Source organism: Heyndrickxia sp. FSL K6-6286 (assembly GCF_038630395.1).
In the GTDB taxonomy this organism is placed as follows: domain Bacteria; phylum Bacillota; class Bacilli; order Bacillales; family Bacillaceae_C; genus Heyndrickxia; species Heyndrickxia oleronia.
The window spans coordinates 2,199,316-2,215,446 of the sequence record NZ_CP152029.1 but is presented as its reverse complement, the minus strand read 5'-3'; the positions used below and the strand labels follow the sequence as shown (position 1 = coordinate 2,215,446).

The window sequence follows — 16,131 nt, the reverse complement described above, 5'->3', positions numbered from 1 at the left end:
ATAAATATTACGCTTTTTTTTATTAATGCACAAATAATAGGAAACATTTACAGATGATAACGAATACAATGACAACGGTAACCATCGTATTTAATGAATGGAGAGAATAGTATGGCAGATCAATCGTATTTTTTTCATCATTTAGGAAATCCTTATATTCACTCAAATTCTACCTCATTTCTAAATACTTTAAATTCTGTTAGGGTTTTTCATAAACATTTACCTACTAACGTTAATAGACAAATCTATCTTCCGCCAATTTTTATACGTTTTCTACATGCAACACAAAGCTTAAAGGGTGTAGACGTTTATTTGAATGGAAAGAAAATACTCTATAATTTTTCTTTTAAAGAAATTAGTCAATATATCACCTTACCTGTTGGTATTTATTTAATAGAGATTTATCCACAAGGATCTACATCTACTCCAATCATTCGAAAGGAAGTGAAACTCAAAGAAAATCATCATTATACAATACCTCTCATAAGTAAAGACAAAACCTATCAACTTCTTGAATATATTGATGATAATAAAATCCAATCACCAATCACAAATATACGTGTTATCAATTTAAGCCCATTTTATAAGAATATCGATGTTTCTATTAAAAATGGAAACACTCTTTTCTCTACAATTGGATTTAAAGAGGCTACACCTTACTTAACTTTAACCCCTATGACTGTCGATCTAGAAATTAAAGATTCTTTAACAAAAGAAACCATTAGAGAAATAACTAATACTACTTTCAAGCCCAATCTTCATTATAGTATTGTGTTACTTAATCACTCTGTAATTATCTATTAAATAAAAAGCCTCTCTTCTGAAACATAGTTACTATTTATAAATCCGTTGAAGACCATCCCCTTCATTTCACTGAGAAAAGAGCTGCAAGCTAAATAAGAACTGCAAAAAGCCTATAACAAACGTAAAATTTCCGCAGCTGGACTTTTAAAAATGGCACTATATGAAAACAGCCAATAAAAAAGAAAGGATTAAACTATTAATCCTTTCCTATCGATGTGTAATTTTATATACATATTGGTTAGTTCATTGGTACTTGTAAGGAAAATTCAATATCATCATTTTCTAAATCAAATGTATTTGCTCGTACAGTCATATTATTTACCTTTAAATCATGTAAACCGACATAGATTACTTCTTCATTCGGTACAATCGTTACCCATTCGGGTAGTTTATATGACTTTTGAATAAATTTCAACACATATGAAACAGGTAAATTTAGATCTCCAATTAAAATCGATTTTTGCTTTAATAATAAGTCACCGTTTTTTAGTGCTACTGGTTCAAAAGTCATTTTTAATTGGACATCCTCTGAAAAAATTTGCATTGTTCCAAAAAGCTCAACTTCATTATCTAAATTTACACTATAATCTATCGGACCGTTTAAATTCTCCTTTTGAATATAATGGTTAATTAAATTCGTTAAGTCTTTTTTATTCGATTTTACTTTTAAGTTGATTTTATCAGATTCTTTGACATTATATTTTGGAATCTCATTAACACCGGGACTAAAAATGAAATATGATAGTAAACCGACAATCAAAATATTCAGGACTAATAAACTAAAAAATGCGATTTTCCATCGACTTTTTTTCATTATATCTCTTCCCTTGCACCATATTACTCTATGAATTGAGCTAATTTATTATTGTCTAAATAACTAAAGATTCGTTTCGCCATTAGCTTATAGCCATGATCATTTGGATGAAAATAATCGGTATACAGTAAGTCCTCTTCTTGATTTTCAAATATATCGAAGATTGGAATAAACTTTGTTTTACTATATTTAGCCAAAATTTGTTCACTGGCTTGATTCCATTCCTTAATGATTTCATCCACTTCTTTAATATCCGAAAACCATTTCATAAATGGATTATATATACCAACAAGTACAATCCCCGTTTCAGGATTATTTTCTCGAATCGTTTCAATTATTTCTCCAAGTCTTTTTTTGTAACCTACTAATGCCTGTTCAAATTTAGATACTTGAAGACTTGAAAAATTATCTTTAAACACTTGCATTACATCATTTCCACCGATTGTTATAATAACTAAATCTGCTTTTTTAATCGCTTTTTTTATTTCCTTTTGATCTAGTCTTTTTTCTAATTGATCGGTACGATTCCCTTTGACACCATAATTTTGAAAGTTCGCTGACCTTACCTCTTTTAATGTTTCAAGATCTTTTTTCAAATACGGAATATATCCACCCTGATTTGTACTATCACCCACACCTTGAGTTAATGAATCACCAACAGAGACTATTTCCACATCCTTTGGAATAAAACTAGATGGAGGATTTTTCTTATCTTGAACATCTATGCTCTTTAATGCATGTTCTGCTGTTCCACTCGAACAACCTGACACAAATAACATAGTAGCAAAAAGGAAGGTGAGAATTCTTTTCATTACACATCACCCCACTTTTACATTGTTTTATTATAACACGTAAATTAAGGGTCAAACATTTTTAAAGGTAATTTTTCATACTTTTTAACTTTTGATTGCAGTTAATGTTTCAATGACCTGTTTAATAAATTGAGAATAGTTAAATTGTTGGGCAATATGATGGACTGGCCATGGTGCCTTCATAATGGTATCGCGAAAATCTCCTAGACTTTGACCATAAGCATCCCCTTTTGTCACACAAATTTTCACCGGAACATCAACAAACTTTATATCTGCATAATCACTTATAGACCAAATGGCAAATAAGTCATGTATGGGACTACCTATTAATTTTGGATTCATTTTTTTATAATAATTGAAATAAAAATCGATCATAGGTTTAATCAATTGTCCAACTTTATTTTTTGTCATACTATAATGAGAATGCAATTCGTTCACAAGTTCTGGAGTAAGAATAGCATATTTGGTCACATCCAACGGAACAATATGAATCTTAATAGGAGATAATTGCATGACTAGATTAGCAGCGTAAGGATCACTAAAAATATTCGCTTCGGCAACTGGAGTTACATTGCCTGGTGATTTAAAAGCACCACCCATCATATAGATTCCTTTCACTTTTTTCATCATTTCTGGATATAAAATAAACATTGTTGCTAACGAAGTTAGTCTGCCAGCACTAAAAATAATTAGTTCATTTTCATATTTTTTTATCACATCATTAATGCTATTGAAATTTTCCAATGAATTTTGTGTATATAGTTCGGGTATTATCGGACCTAAACCAGATGGTCCATGAATTTCAGGATAGTAAACGGGGCTTTCTCCTGTAAGAGGAATCACCGCACCACCGAAGACTGGTACATCATAAATCCCTGTTAGCTGTTGAAAAAATTTAACATTCCGCAAAGCATCTTCTCTTGAAACATTCCCATAATCCGCTACAAAGCCAACAAGCTCTATTTCTTCACTAAAATAGGCATATATTCCTGCAAGCATATCATCGACACCGAAATCACTAAAAAAAAGAACCTTTTTTTTCCTCATGATCTCATCTCCTTACTTACATCTATGTGAGAAGGCTTGGTTTTAAAGCATGTTTTAAAAAAAGGATTGGCTCTATCAATTGAGCATCCTAGAAAAAGTTTGCTTAACATTGTAGAAACAGTTATCATATGGATAAGTTATGAAGGAAAAATCGCAAAATTGTAATGGTTATAGAAGGAGGTAAACTAATTGAATAGTACTTATTTCTATGATTGGAAAGAAGAGCTCGCAAATGCAATTACTCATGGTATAGGATTTTTATTAAGTATTCCTGCATTAGTCATGCTTATTATCTTTGCAGCACAAAAAAATAATCCTGTATATATGGTTAGTTTCATTATTTTTGGAACAACTATGTTATTGCTTTATTTATTTTCAACTATGCTTCACAGCTTTAAGCCATCTAGAGCCCGCAAGGTATTTGCTATTCTCGATCATTCGGCTATTTATCTACTAATCGCCGGCACATATACCCCACTTGTTTTAATATCTATTAATGGAGCATTCGGCTGGACATTATTCGGAATCATTTGGGGTCTTGCCTTATTAGGAATTACTTTTAAATGTTTTATGATTCACCGATTCCGAATCCTCTCTACTCTATTTTACATTTTAATGGGGTGGCTTGTTATTATTGCCATTAAACCCCTTTATGCAAGTCTTACTGGTACTGGCTTTGGTTTACTTTTAACTGGTGGAATCCTCTACACAATTGGTGCAATTTTTTATATATGGCGAAGATTGCCATACTCTCATGCAATTTGGCATTTATTTGTCATAGGCGGAAATGCATTTATGTACTTTTGTGTCTTATACTTTGTGTAAATCTTGATGTAAAACAATCATTGAACAACAACATTAATACGATATCACTTAGAAATGTAGAAAACCGTGAACAAAATATGTTCACGGTTTTCTTTGATACACCTGAAATTCATAATCATAAGGATTATCCTTATTTTTTAGACCTGTTTCTGATGAGACTAAATCCCATTCATCCCACTCGATGATTGGAAAATACGTATCTCCCTCAATATCATGGTAGATTTTTGTAACATACAACCGATCCACCTCATCCATCAGTAAGCCAAAAATTTCCGCTCCCCCGGTAACAAAAATCTCATTTGGAGCATTCCTAGATGCCCATTCTAGTAGCTGCTGTTTAGATTGAAATATTAAGCAACCATCAGCCTTAAAATCTACATCTCGAGTGATGATAATATTTTGTCTTCCAGGTAGTGGTTTCCCAATGGAGTCGAAAGTTTTCCGTCCCATCACAATGGGGTGTCCCATCGTTGTTCGTTTAAAATATTTTAAATCCTCGGGAATATGCCATGGTAACTGATTATTTCGTCCAATAACCCCTTTTTCATCCTGTGCCCATAAAAAAGAAATCATACACTTACCACTCCTTTTATATGTGGATGTGGGTCATATGCTTGAATCTCGAAGTCTTCATATTTAAAATCAAAAATATTTGTTACATTAGGATTTATAACCATTTTCGGTAGAGCACGTGGTTCTCTTGTTAATTGCAACTGGATTTGTTCGATATGATTTTTATAAATATGTGCATCCCCTAGAGTATGCACAAATTCACCCGGTTCTAAATCACATACTTGTGCAATCATCATCGTTAATAATGCATATGATGCTATATTAAATGGAACGCCCAAGAAAATATCTGCTGAGCGTTGATATAATTGACATGATAATTTTCCATTTGCTACATAAAACTGAAAGAAACAATGGCATGGCGGAAGCGCCATTTTATCAATTTCTGCTACATTCCAAGCATTCACAATCATTCTCCGTGAATCAGGATTGGTTTTAATTTGTTGAATCACTTCGACTATCTGATCAACGGTTGTTCCATCAGCTCCAGTCCATGAGCGCCACTGATGTCCGTAAATGGGACCAAGATTACCATTTTCGTCAGCCCATTCATTCCAAATCCTTACACCATTTTCTTGGAGATAGCTAATGTTCGTATCCCCTTTTAACATCCACAGAAGTTCATGTATGATTGATTTCATATGTAGCTTTTTTGTCGTTAAAAGCGGAAAACCCTGTTGAAGATCAAAGCGCATTTGATAACCAAATGTACTAATAGTACCTGTTCCAGTGCGATCCTCTTTAGTTACTCCAGTTTCTAGTACATGTTGACATAAATCTAAATACTGTTTCATTACTTGATATCCCCCAATTCTACTGAAGAAGTGAAATATAGGTGTATGTGCTTGGTGCTAATCGCCTTAATTCATTTTTCGTTACTTTATTATAGTAGTACATCGCAAAGGTTTCTGCAAAATATTCTTCTGGATATGTTAAAAAATATTGTGTATGGGGGAATAATAATGGTGCTTCCTCTTTCCAAATGTACTTAAAATTCCTTTTTTTATCATTGGAAGAATAGAGAAATCGTTCTAATGAATGGGCCATTTCATGAAGCTCTAAATTTACAGAACCATGCCCCATTCCTTGTTCACTACTTCCAATCTTCACTAATACAATTTGTGAGCCACCAATACCCGGAACTTTATCCCAAGTCATGGACCGATCCTGATAACCTCTTGGGGTTATTCCTTTTAAAAAAGCAGCTGAGGGATTATCTGTGAGCTTGCCATCGAATAGTTTAACTTTTATGCCCGCTAGCATTGCCCTATTTAGCATAGATGATGGTAAATGGTCCAATCTAGAAATAATTTTTTTTACTTCCCCATAATGATAATTTTTATGATTTGGTAAAATGATTATATTTTTTAATTGCTTGCCCGATTTCAAGTTCAGCGTTTGAAGTATCTTTGAATTTTTCAATAGAATTCCATCAATATCAGGTTTTGAATTTCCTTGCAGCAGCACTAAAGAAAAGATTAAAAGACTAATCATTAAGTATTTCCCCATTGGCTTCACTTCCAACTAGTATAATAATTTCATTATATCATAGAGAAATAGTCACTCCTTTTAATTAAAATTTGGTAAATAAAAAAAAATCGGTCTTAGCCGATTTTTTAAACGCTCATCCATTTTGGTGGTGTATTTTTATCCCAGTATATTTCACCTAAATGATAATGGGATTGATAGTTGTCAAACTTAGTATGATAATGAAAATTAAAATAATACCCATCCATAGGTGGGTGGTCTCTCCTTACGTGAAAACGGATAATGTCCTCATTCGTCTTAATATTGTAAATATGGAAAATTTTCTCACTTACACCACCACTTGGTGTTTCTGTAATGGCAAATGATGATAATTCTTCTTCTGGGTATTCTGCAATCGTCATTTCAATTGCATCTTGGATTTTTGGTAGAATCACTTGGCGAAATTCATCTTCAATAATTGGTGAAATTTTTTCACCAAACTTTTCAAAAGATTGTTTCTCAGCTTCCATCATCATTTTTTGAATAATCGTGTCACGATTATTTTCTTGTTGTTCGCTTCTATAGCTGCTAAGTGTTGTTGCTTGTTTTAAATCTGAAGCCTCATTTTGATGTTTTGCTTTATCAACCCCGTGATTCTCATTCCAAATTGCATGGGCAGGTGTCACTAGCCCAAATGTTAATATAGAAACGAGTATTACGACGGATTTTCTCAACCATTGTTTCATATAACATAGTCCTTTCTATTAAGATAAGACATGATTATTCTCCACTTAAGTCCAGTTACTAGAATCATATACTTATATAGACGATTTTTCGAATGAAAAGGTTTCAATTATTACCAAAAGGATATATAGTAGTATATATGTTGTTTGATTAATTGATTAAATAGTAATATTCTAAAATTAATCTTTATATGAATATTGTAAATCTAAAATTATTTGTTGTAAAGGAAGAGTATTTTATACTGTAACGGTATAAGCTAATTGTAAATTACATATCCTTGTGTAAACTTATTTCATTCATAGGAGGGGTCGAAATGGAAACAACACTTACTTATATTGGTATATTTATTATGCTGGCATATTTTGTCTATTTAACCATAACAGATTAATGAATGATATAAATAGAGGACTATCTGGATCAGATAGTCCTTCTATTTTGTTTCAAGTTCAATTACTCCATAATGAAATTTTGCGGACTTTCTAATATTGACATGGAATCCATACATTTGAAAATTGGGGGAGCGAAAATGATCTTTTAGAATGATCCGTTTTTTTGCGACTCGCTTTGCCTCAGAAATTAGCCCCTCATTCAATGAAGAATAGGAAGCAAATTGCCGTAACCCTGATATGCCATCAGATGATAAAATTGCATCTTCAAACATTGGATCAAAATAGACGATATCTACATAATGGTCTGGTAGACCTTTTAAAAACTCTAAGTGATCTGCATGATTTGTTTCTATTCTCCTCATGGCATGATTCATTTCTTCTATCTCCGATCGCCACTGTGTTAATCCATTTTTCACAATATAATGCAAATAAGGATTGGCTTCAATTGCGATGACCTTCCCTGTATTTCCAACGATGAAGGATGCAACAATACTGTCAGATGCGAGTCCCATTGTACAATCTAAAATCGACATTCCAGTCGATAATTGACAGACATCGATAAATGGATCTTTGTCACCCCTTTTTAATCTTTTTATTCTGAAACTTGCTGAATTAGGGTGAAAGAAAAACGCTTGATCTAAAGCGAAAGGAACTAATTCCAGTCTTTCTTTTCCTACAATCAGACAATCACATCTATATAAGTCATGTAGCCTTTTTACGGATTGCTTGTTTCGAGGTATATAACGTAATAGTAGTTCAGCTGCAATTAATTTTGCCTTCTCTATCATTTTTTTATCCGTTCGTCCTGCTGTTGTTACAATCATTTTTTCAACCTTCATTCAATACTATATTTAATTCACTATTTTCTATAACAAAAAAACAGGGTGTAAATACACCCTATTATAAATACTTATCAAATGCAGTTGTCAAATTACTTACTATCTCTTCCACATCATGATCCTCGATTTCATCTCTCGGAATGAAATGAACAACTTCTTTACCACTTAGTATGGCCATAGATGGAGAGGATGGTTCAAAACCAGTAAAAAATTCACGCATTTTTCCTGTCGCTTCCTTATCTTGACCAGCAAATACAGTAACTAAATGATCTGGTTTTTTGGTACTGCTTTGAACAGCAGAAACAGCTGCAGGGCGAGCCAATCCAGCTGCACACCCACATACAGAATTAACTATCACTAATGTTGTTCCTTCGACAGTATTCATAAAATTTTCTACTTCTTCTTCCGTAGTTAGTTCTTTGAAACCTGCATTGACTAATTCTGCCCGCATAGGCTTTACTATTTCTCTCATATATTCTTCATATGCCATTGACATATTATTCAGCCTCCTATTCGCTTTTACACTCATTTAATATGGATTTCTTTTAACAATAGCTTAAGTCCTACAATTCGAACAAATTTTTTCATTTAACTCTTCTTTTTGAAAGCAAGATAGTCAATGTTTTTGGTAGTATACGTTTAACTATTTTTTTGACGGGCTTCCAACATTTGCTTCCAAATTGATCCTTTAGCTTGCTCTCCACCTTCTATTCTTTCAATTGCCATCTTCACTTGTAACTGAACTTCAAATTCCGCATCATTTTCTGCTTGATGTAACGCTGAAAGTGCTCTTTCATCTCCTTCTTCATATAAGAACATCGCCGCTCGCCAACGTACTATTTTACTCTTATCACTAAGCGCCTCCATAATTGGTTCAATTGCTTCTTTGAAACCAAGATCTGATAAAGCGTCCCCTGCTGTTCTTCTTACCGTTACAACTTTATCCTTTAAGCCTTTATATAATAAGGGGAGAACTTGTTTATCTTTTATCATCCCAAGATAAACGACTGCTAATCTTCTAATTGAAGATTTTTCATCTGCTAGTGCCTTTTCTAATAAAGGGAGATCTTCTACTGTTGGCTCTTCCATTTGTTCGAGAAGCTGATATCTCTTTCTCCAATCAGGATCATCTAACATTTCCGGTGTAAGTTTTATAAGTTTCTTCAATTGTTTAGAACTTTCAGGGTTCTTTGCCATTTCAACGAGATTTTTTAATCTATTTTCTGGGTATGCAGCTAAGAGTTCTTCAACTACATCTTCACCGATCTGTTGAAGATCACCGTAGCGAACACCATATTCTTGCCATCTTCTTAATAGTACATAATTATCTCCCTCTAGCTGAGCTTCATTCATCGCTTCTACAAACATGCTTGGAAGACCAAATCGCTGTTCATGTTCCCCATCTGTAAGCTTTACTTGCAAAGGAATTCCTTTAAACATTTGGACATGAACATTAACCTCTCCAAAATGCTCATCTACGATCCCATGGTCTGCTTGATTTCCATCCTCTTCCCCAAATATTTCCCTTACTTTTGGTAAGATTTGTTGCCAATCAACTTTTCCATTTCGTTCAACCGCAAGGAAATCTGCTACGTGGTACACACCTTTGACTCCATCAATTTCTAGTATAGCTTTAATATAGGCTGGCGCATCTTCAATCTGTTCTTTTTTATAATTATTGCTTTTACCTGCAGGGAGCTCCTGATCTAATATTACTTTCATCGTATTTGGACTCGGTGTAGGTTCAATAGAAATAATGTTCATGAATCAATATCCACCCTTCTCTTTTTTCTTATCCCCATTTTAACATAAGAGAATTTTATCTTGTTCTTATTCGCACAAACTGTATTAGACAGCCTATTCTTTTTATAACCCTTCAAATTGATTTTTTCATCAATACCAATAAAAGTGTAAAAACCAATCGTAAATTATGAGGAGAAGGATTCGATGAGTTCAGATAAATAGCTCCATCTTTCAATTAATTGTTCAAGCTTCTCATTTTCAACGTCAATTTCCTCTGTTAGTGCTTGGGCCTTTTCAAAATCACTCCCAACCTGATTTAATTGATTTTGAAGTAATTCAAGTTTTTCTTCTGTTTCCGAAATTTTGGTATCAATCTCATCCCATTCGCGTTGCTCATTATAGGATAATTTTTTCTTTTTAGCCGGTTTATTTTGTTCAATCGCTGACGTGTCTTCTTTTACTTTTTCTTTTACTTGCCCTGACTTGATAGTCTTCACAGATTGCTCCAAATACTCACTATATGTCCCATAATATTTATCAATCACTCCATCTCCTTGAAACACGAGAAGCTGTTCAGCAGTTTTATCAAGAAAATAGCGATCATGCGAGACTGAAATGACTACACCAGGGAACTCTTCTAAATAATCCTCTAAAACCGTTAAAGTCTGGGTGTCTAGATCATTCGTTGGTTCATCCAAAAGGAGAACATTCGGTTTTCCCATTAATAGTTTTAATAAATACAAGCGACGCTTTTCCCCACCTGATAATTTTCTAATAGGGGTACCGTGGGTATGCATCGGAAATAAAAATCTTTCTAGCATTTGGGCTGCAGAGATGGTTTCCCCATCCTTAGTCGTTACAACGTCCCCATATTCCCTTATATATTCTATCATTCGTTTCGATTCATCTAACTCTTCATTTTGTTGTTGGTAATAGGCGATTTTCACCGTTTGACCTGTTATAAAACTACCTTGATCCAACTCAATTTTACCAGCAATCATATTCATAAGCGTTGATTTGCCACTTCCGTTTTTACCAACGATTCCAAAGCGATCCTGAGGTTTTACTAACCAATTAAAATCTTTTAAAATCATTTGAGTCGGATACGATTTATAAGCATGTTGAAATTCGAACACTTGTTTACCTAATCGACTTCCTTGGATAGCAATGTCTACGTTTTCTTTTGCTGGAACATTTCCTAAGTTCCCTTCTAACTCTTCAAATCTTTGTATTCTTGCTTTTTGTTTCGTAGAACGTGCTTTTGCTCCACGTCTCATCCATGCTAATTCTCTTCGATATAAGTTTTTTCTTTTTTCTTCTGTTTGGATACTTTCTTCATCTCGTCTCGCCTTCGCTTCAATAAAGGATTGATAATTCCCTTGATAAGCATATAAAGAACCGTGATCCAATTCAAAAATTCGGTTCGTAACATGATCAAGGAAATAACGATCATGAGTAACTAATAGAACTGCACCTTGATATTTTGCTAAATACTCTTCTAACCATTTGATCGATTCATAGTCTAGATGATTGGTTGGTTCATCTAAGATTAATAAATCTGGTGTTTCAATAAGAACTTGCGCTAAAGCAACACGCTTTTGTTGTCCTCCAGACAACTCTCCAATTTTTCTATAAAAATGATCAATACCTAATTTGGATAAAATAGTTTTTGCATTTGAACTTGCATCCCAAGCATTTTGTGCATCCATATCAGATTGAAGTTTAAATAGCTGTTCTTGATATACTTGATTTTCCGGTTCCTGTTCGAGTTTTATAAGAGCGGTCTCATATTCTCGTAACAGCTTCATTATCGCCGCTTCTCCTTGATATACCTGTTCTAAAATAGAAAGTTCAGGATTTAAATCTGGTTGTTGTGATAAATAGTTAATTGTGTAATCATTCGGGTGGATTAATTCACCTGTATCTGGATCATCAATTTTTGCAATAATTTTAAGCAGACTAGATTTTCCGGTTCCATTTACACCAATGAGACCCACTCTTTCTTTTTCATTAATATGAAATGAAATCTGTTGAAATAATTGTTTATCACCGTAAGATTTTGAAAGATTTTCAACAGTTAATGATCTCATATGTCACCATTCCATTCTTTAAAAAATTGTTTTAAAAAGTTTTCTATCCACTGATGTCTTTCTTCGGCCAATTTTTTGGCAGTCTCGGTATGCATTCGATTCTTTAGTAATAATAGCTTTTCGTAAAAATGATGGATTGAAGTTGATTTTCCCTTTCGATATTGTTCCACTGTCATGTTTTCACGTACTGCAATGTCTGGATCATATATTGGTTGTCCTTTTTTTCCTCCATAGGCAAAAACACGAGCAATCCCCATTGCCCCAATTGCATCAAGTCGGTCAGCATCGCGAACTACTTTTTCTTCAAAGGTAGTTAACTCTGCTTCATTTCCCCCTCTAAATGATAGCTTACTGATTATATTGATGATTTGTTTGCTTTGGACATCTGTTAGCTGAATGGAGGCTAAAAAGGATTGTAATTTAATCATCCCTTCATGGATGTCCGTGTTTAATTTTTCGTCAGGTATATCATGAAGGAGGGCCGCCATTTCAATAATGAACAGATCTCCATTTGCTTCATTTTTAGCTATATGTAAAGCAAGTTTCCTTACACGGTTCACATGATAATAATCATGGCCACTAGTATCCTCGCCCAATTCTTTTTTTATAAATTGCTCTGTTTTCTTAATTATCTCTTCCAAATAGTTCTCTCTCCCCTCACATCCATTTATTTTACCATGTTTTCTATATATAACATAAAGAAGAACCCTTTTCTTTACATATTCTTAAGAGAAATGTTTACTGTTTTGTTTTGTTTGTTATAATATTAGAATATGCAAAATGAATGTGTTAGAAGGGTGATTAATTAATGGAAGAAAAAGCGACTCCGTCCAATTTTATAAAAAATATTATGGTGGAAGATTTACATAACGGAAAACATGATACAATTGTTACTCGTTTTCCTCCTGAACCAAATGGTTACTTGCATATCGGTCATGCAAAATCCATCTTTATTAACTTCTCTTTAGCAGATGAATTTAATGGCAAGACAAACCTCCGTTTTGATGATACAAATCCTTTAAAGGAAGATATTGAATTTGTTGAGTCAATTAAGGAAGATGTAAAATGGCTTGGCTATGAGTGGGAAAATCTTCACTTTGCCTCCGACTATTTTGATGAAATGTATAAAAGAGCTGTGCTTTTAATAAAAAAAGGACTTGCCTATGTAGAAGACTTTTCAGCTGATGAAATTAGAGAGCATCGTGGTACATTAACAGAACCTGGAATAGAGAGCCCTTCAAGAAACCGTTCAATCGAAGAGAATCTTGATTTATTCGAACGAATGAAGAATGGTGTATTTGCCAATGGTGAAAAAGTATTACGTGCAAAAATTGATATGGCTTCCCCTAATATTAACTTAAGAGATCCAGTTCTATATCGTATCTCACATACTAATCATCATAATACAGGAGATAAATGGTGTATTTATCCGATGTATGCATTTGCCCATCCAATTGAGGATGCTATTGAAGGAATTACTCATTCACTGTGTACGGTAGAATTTGAAGATCAACGACCACTTTACGATTGGGTAGTTAAAAACTGTGAAATGGAAGCAACTCCTAGACAAATTGAATTTGGACGTCTAAATTTAACGAATACAGTCATGAGTAAACGAAAACTAAAGCTATTAGTTGATGAAAAAATTGTTGATGGCTGGGATGATCCTCGCCTACCAACCATTTCTGGTTTACGTCGCAGAGGCTACACACCTGAGGCAATACGCGCCTTTTGTGAAGAACTTGCGATTACAAAGGGCAGTGGTGCAGTAGATGTTCAAATGCTTGAGCATTTTATCCGTGAAGATCTAAAATTAAAAGCACCTCGTACAATGGCAGTATTGAAACCATTAAAAGTTGTCATTACTAATTATCCAGAAGGACAAGTAGAGATGCTGGACGCGGAAATCAATCCTGAAGTTCCAGAAATGGGAATGAGAAAAATTCCATTCTCTCGTGAGATTTATATTGAACAAGAGGACTTTATGGAGGATCCGCCAAAGAAATATTTCCGCCTTTTCCCTGGGAATGAGGTACGTTTAAAACATGCCTATTTCATAAAATGTGAAGAGGTCATAAAAGATGAAAACGGTGAAGTTATAGAATTACGTTGTACCTATGATCCTGAAACAAAGAGTGGCACTGGATTTACAGGTAGAAAAGTAAAAGGTACGATTCATTGGGTCGAAGCTTCAAAAGCAGTTCCTGCTGAGTTTCGTTTATACGATTCATTAATATTAGACGAGGAACTAGATGAAGATGGCGGAACATTCCTAGATCATATCAATCCAAATTCATTGGAAGTTGCCCAAGGATTTGTAGAACCAAATATGGCTGATGCGAAACCATATGATAAATTTCAATTCTTCAGACACGGGTATTTTAATGTTGATCCAAAACATTCTACATCTGATTCAATCGTCTTTAATCGTGTAGTATCATTAAAGAGTTCATTTAAATTATAATTTTTCATTTACTTTGTAAGAAAAAGTATTAGGATATTACTAAAGTTCTAAGCAATCAAACATAGATTAAAAAATGAAGCATACACACCAAAAACTATATGTGAAAAGATCCAATTTATACTAACAATAATAAGAGGCTTGTTTACAAAGAACTTTATTTCTTGTAGACAAGCCTCTTTTTCCCCATCATCCTACTCATAAATCCTTGTATTTCGAATATGTTTTAAAAGGACAAACTATAGAAAGGAGAACATTTGTGGCACTAAAACATACTTCGATTCCACATGTTAGAAACCACCATTTTCGTCATTCCTTTTCAAGTGATCTAACTGCTGGTATCATCGTTGCCATACTGTTTATCCCACAAAGTATGGCCTATGCGAATCTTGCAGGTGTCAATCCTGTATATGGCCTATATGCAGCCATTACTTCTTTATTAATATATACATTACTCGGTTCATCCAAATTTTTATCTGTTGGCCCAACTTCCATCATCTCTCTTATTGCTTTTGCAGGAGTTTTTTCAATAGCAAAACCACAGTCTCTTCATTTTTTTGAAGCAATGGTACAACTTACTTTGTTAGTAGGAATCATTCAAATTCTATTAGGGATTTTTCATGTAGGCAAATTATTTAATTACATCCCTAAACATGTGATCAGTGGGTTTATTTCTGCTGCAGCAGTTATAATAATTCTACATCAAATCGATGTTTTATTAGGTATAGAACGGATTACACAAACTAATGTTCTTAACTATATGTCTAAATTGTTTACAAACCTACCTTCTATTCATCCAGTCACTTCCTTGATTGGTATAGGGAGTATCATTATATTAATAATCCTAAAGAGAACTACTAGCATTTCACCTGGACCAATATTACTTGTTTTTCTTTTTCCAATCATAAATAAAATGTTTTTATTACCATACCATACAGCCATAGTTGGCTTTATTCCAAATGGGGTTCCTGAATTTATTCTTCCTAAAATAAATTTGGAAGATATGAAAGCACTTATACCTACTGCATTTATTATCGCCTTCATATCCTTCCTAGAATCATATGCAATCGCCCATTCTATTGCAGAAAAGGAAAATCAACTAATTCACCCTAATCGGGAAATGACTGCATTAGGTTCAGCAAATATTTCAAGCGCTTTTGTCGGATCGATTCCAGTTGCTGGTGCATTGTCCCGGACAGCTGTTAACTATCAATCGGGTGCACAAACTAAACTTGCAAACATCATTTCTATGTTCATGATATTAACTACTCTCCTCTTTTTCACATCTATATTTTATTATTTACCACTTGCAACTCTAGCAGCTGTGATAATTGTTTCCGTCTACCCTTTAATAAATTTTAAAAGGATGATTATACTATTAAAAAATAAGCCCCTTGATGGATTTAGTTTACTCATTACATTTATTTGCACATTATTCGTTGGTATGATCCAAGGATTTATTATTGGGTTAACACTTGCAACTATAAGTTCACTTATTCAGTTAAATAGAGTGAAAAACTAAAAAA

General features: G+C 33.6%; 16 protein-coding genes. 4 read left to right on the top strand and 12 right to left on the bottom strand.

The features are described from left to right. Window positions 1–111 precede the first annotated feature (111 nt). Entirely contained in the window at window positions 112–804 is a 693-nt protein-coding gene (locus tag MHI39_RS11170) for a DUF4397 domain-containing protein (protein ID WP_278892399.1), read from the top strand. Between the two features lie 238 nt (window positions 805–1,042). Here the strand turns inward: MHI39_RS11170 and MHI39_RS11165 are convergent, their stop codons facing one another. From MHI39_RS11165 to MHI39_RS11155, 3 genes are all read right to left on the bottom strand, one after another. Further along, entirely contained in the window at window positions 1,043–1,618 is a 576-nt protein-coding gene (locus tag MHI39_RS11165) for a YpmS family protein (protein ID WP_058006406.1), read from the bottom strand. A gap of 23 nt (window positions 1,619–1,641) precedes the next feature. Beyond that, window positions 1,642–2,430 carry an SGNH/GDSL hydrolase family protein gene (locus MHI39_RS11160; protein ID WP_278892401.1) on the bottom strand — a complete coding sequence of 263 codons (789 nt, stop codon included), beginning with the start codon at window positions 2,428–2,430 and terminating at the stop codon, window positions 1,642–1,644. Between the two features lie 84 nt (window positions 2,431–2,514). After that, window positions 2,515–3,477, bottom strand: a complete 963-nt coding sequence (locus MHI39_RS11155; RefSeq protein WP_280615596.1) for a nucleoside hydrolase — start codon at window positions 3,475–3,477, stop codon at window positions 2,515–2,517. Between the two features lie 189 nt (window positions 3,478–3,666). Here MHI39_RS11155 and MHI39_RS11150 point away from each other — a divergent pair, with 189 nt between their 5' ends. Beyond that, window positions 3,667–4,302 carry a hemolysin III family protein gene (locus MHI39_RS11150; protein ID WP_058006409.1) on the top strand — a complete coding sequence of 212 codons (636 nt, stop codon included), beginning with the start codon at window positions 3,667–3,669 and terminating at the stop codon, window positions 4,300–4,302. An 81-nt stretch (window positions 4,303–4,383) separates the two neighbouring features. Here MHI39_RS11150 and MHI39_RS11145 read toward each other — a convergent pair whose 3' ends face one another. The 9 genes from MHI39_RS11145 to MHI39_RS11105 all read right to left on the bottom strand — a co-directional run bounded on the left by MHI39_RS11145 (window position 4,384) and on the right by MHI39_RS11105 (window position 12,785). Continuing rightward, window positions 4,384–4,875: a dihydrofolate reductase gene (locus MHI39_RS11145; RefSeq protein WP_058006410.1), complete on the bottom strand. Its 492-nt coding sequence runs from the start codon at window positions 4,873–4,875 to the stop codon at window positions 4,384–4,386. Continuing rightward, window positions 4,872–5,666, bottom strand: coding sequence for a thymidylate synthase (locus MHI39_RS11140; RefSeq protein ID WP_058006411.1), 795 nt, complete (start codon window positions 5,664–5,666; stop codon window positions 4,872–4,874). Before MHI39_RS11140 ends, MHI39_RS11145 begins: the two co-directional genes overlap by 4 nt. Before the next feature lie 19 nt (window positions 5,667–5,685). After that, window positions 5,686–6,381, bottom strand: a complete 696-nt coding sequence (locus tag MHI39_RS11135) for a toxin (RefSeq protein WP_342541250.1) — start codon at window positions 6,379–6,381, stop codon at window positions 5,686–5,688. Between the two features lie 107 nt (window positions 6,382–6,488). Then, window positions 6,489–7,085 (bottom strand): YpjP family protein, encoded by a 597-nt coding sequence (locus tag MHI39_RS11130; RefSeq protein ID WP_342541249.1) that lies wholly within the window; start codon window positions 7,083–7,085, stop codon window positions 6,489–6,491. Between the two features lie 428 nt (window positions 7,086–7,513). Continuing rightward, window positions 7,514–8,296: a class I SAM-dependent methyltransferase gene (locus MHI39_RS11125; protein ID WP_058006414.1), complete on the bottom strand. Its 783-nt coding sequence runs from the start codon at window positions 8,294–8,296 to the stop codon at window positions 7,514–7,516. Between the two features lie 76 nt (window positions 8,297–8,372). Then, entirely contained in the window at window positions 8,373–8,807 is a 435-nt protein-coding gene (locus tag MHI39_RS11120) for a BrxA/BrxB family bacilliredoxin (protein ID WP_058006415.1), read from the bottom strand. Window positions 8,808–8,950: 143 nt separating this feature from the next. Further along, the gene (locus tag MHI39_RS11115) at window positions 8,951–10,075 is read right to left on the bottom strand and encodes a conserved virulence factor C family protein (RefSeq protein WP_342541248.1); all 1,125 of its coding nucleotides are present in this window, start codon (window positions 10,073–10,075) and stop codon (window positions 8,951–8,953) included. A gap of 164 nt (window positions 10,076–10,239) precedes the next feature. Beyond that, complete coding sequence (locus tag MHI39_RS11110; protein ID WP_058006417.1) at window positions 10,240–12,144, bottom strand: ABC-F family ATP-binding cassette domain-containing protein; 1,905 nt, start codon at window positions 12,142–12,144, stop codon at window positions 10,240–10,242. Then, entirely contained in the window at window positions 12,141–12,785 is a 645-nt protein-coding gene (locus MHI39_RS11105) for an HD domain-containing protein (protein WP_342541247.1), read from the bottom strand. The genes MHI39_RS11110 and MHI39_RS11105 overlap by 4 nt, the downstream gene beginning before the upstream one ends. Window positions 12,786–12,952: 167 nt before the next feature. Between MHI39_RS11105 and MHI39_RS11100 the strand changes: the two genes are divergently transcribed. Further along, a complete protein-coding gene (locus MHI39_RS11100; protein WP_071975545.1) occupies window positions 12,953–14,608 on the top strand; it encodes a glutamine--tRNA ligase/YqeY domain fusion protein in 1,656 nt (551 codons plus the stop codon). Window positions 14,609–14,864: 256 nt separating this feature from the next. After that, on the top strand, window positions 14,865–16,127 hold the full coding sequence (locus tag MHI39_RS11095; RefSeq protein ID WP_058006420.1) for a SulP family inorganic anion transporter: 1,263 nt from the start codon (window positions 14,865–14,867) through the stop codon (window positions 16,125–16,127). Window positions 16,128–16,131: the final 4 nt, after the last annotated feature.

What these genes read in the sequence shown, in the direction of transcription:
- MHI39_RS11170 (WP_278892399.1), top strand. Translation starts at nt 112, where the DNA reads ATGGCAGATCAATCGTATTTTTTTCATCATTTAGGAAATCCTTATATT.
- MHI39_RS11165 (WP_058006406.1), bottom strand. Translation starts at nt 1,618, where the DNA reads ATGAAAAAAAGTCGATGGAAAATCGCATTTTTTAGTTTATTAGTCCTG.
- MHI39_RS11160 (WP_278892401.1), bottom strand. Translation starts at nt 2,430, where the DNA reads ATGAAAAGAATTCTCACCTTCCTTTTTGCTACTATGTTATTTGTGTCA.
- MHI39_RS11155 (WP_280615596.1), bottom strand. Translation starts at nt 3,477, where the DNA reads ATGAGGAAAAAAAAGGTTCTTTTTTTTAGTGATTTCGGTGTCGATGAT.
- MHI39_RS11145 (WP_058006410.1), bottom strand. Translation starts at nt 4,875, where the DNA reads ATGATTTCTTTTTTATGGGCACAGGATGAAAAAGGGGTTATTGGACGA.
- MHI39_RS11140 (WP_058006411.1), bottom strand. Translation starts at nt 5,666, where the DNA reads ATGAAACAGTATTTAGATTTATGTCAACATGTACTAGAAACTGGAGTA.
- MHI39_RS11135 (WP_342541250.1), bottom strand. Translation starts at nt 6,381, where the DNA reads ATGGGGAAATACTTAATGATTAGTCTTTTAATCTTTTCTTTAGTGCTG.
- MHI39_RS11130 (WP_342541249.1), bottom strand. Translation starts at nt 7,085, where the DNA reads ATGAAACAATGGTTGAGAAAATCCGTCGTAATACTCGTTTCTATATTA.
- MHI39_RS11125 (WP_058006414.1), bottom strand. Translation starts at nt 8,296, where the DNA reads ATGATTGTAACAACAGCAGGACGAACGGATAAAAAAATGATAGAGAAG.
- MHI39_RS11120 (WP_058006415.1), bottom strand. Translation starts at nt 8,807, where the DNA reads ATGTCAATGGCATATGAAGAATATATGAGAGAAATAGTAAAGCCTATG.
- MHI39_RS11115 (WP_342541248.1), bottom strand. Translation starts at nt 10,075, where the DNA reads ATGAACATTATTTCTATTGAACCTACACCGAGTCCAAATACGATGAAA.
- MHI39_RS11110 (WP_058006417.1), bottom strand. Translation starts at nt 12,144, where the DNA reads ATGAGATCATTAACTGTTGAAAATCTTTCAAAATCTTACGGTGATAAA.
- MHI39_RS11100 (WP_071975545.1), top strand. Translation starts at nt 12,953, where the DNA reads ATGGAAGAAAAAGCGACTCCGTCCAATTTTATAAAAAATATTATGGTG.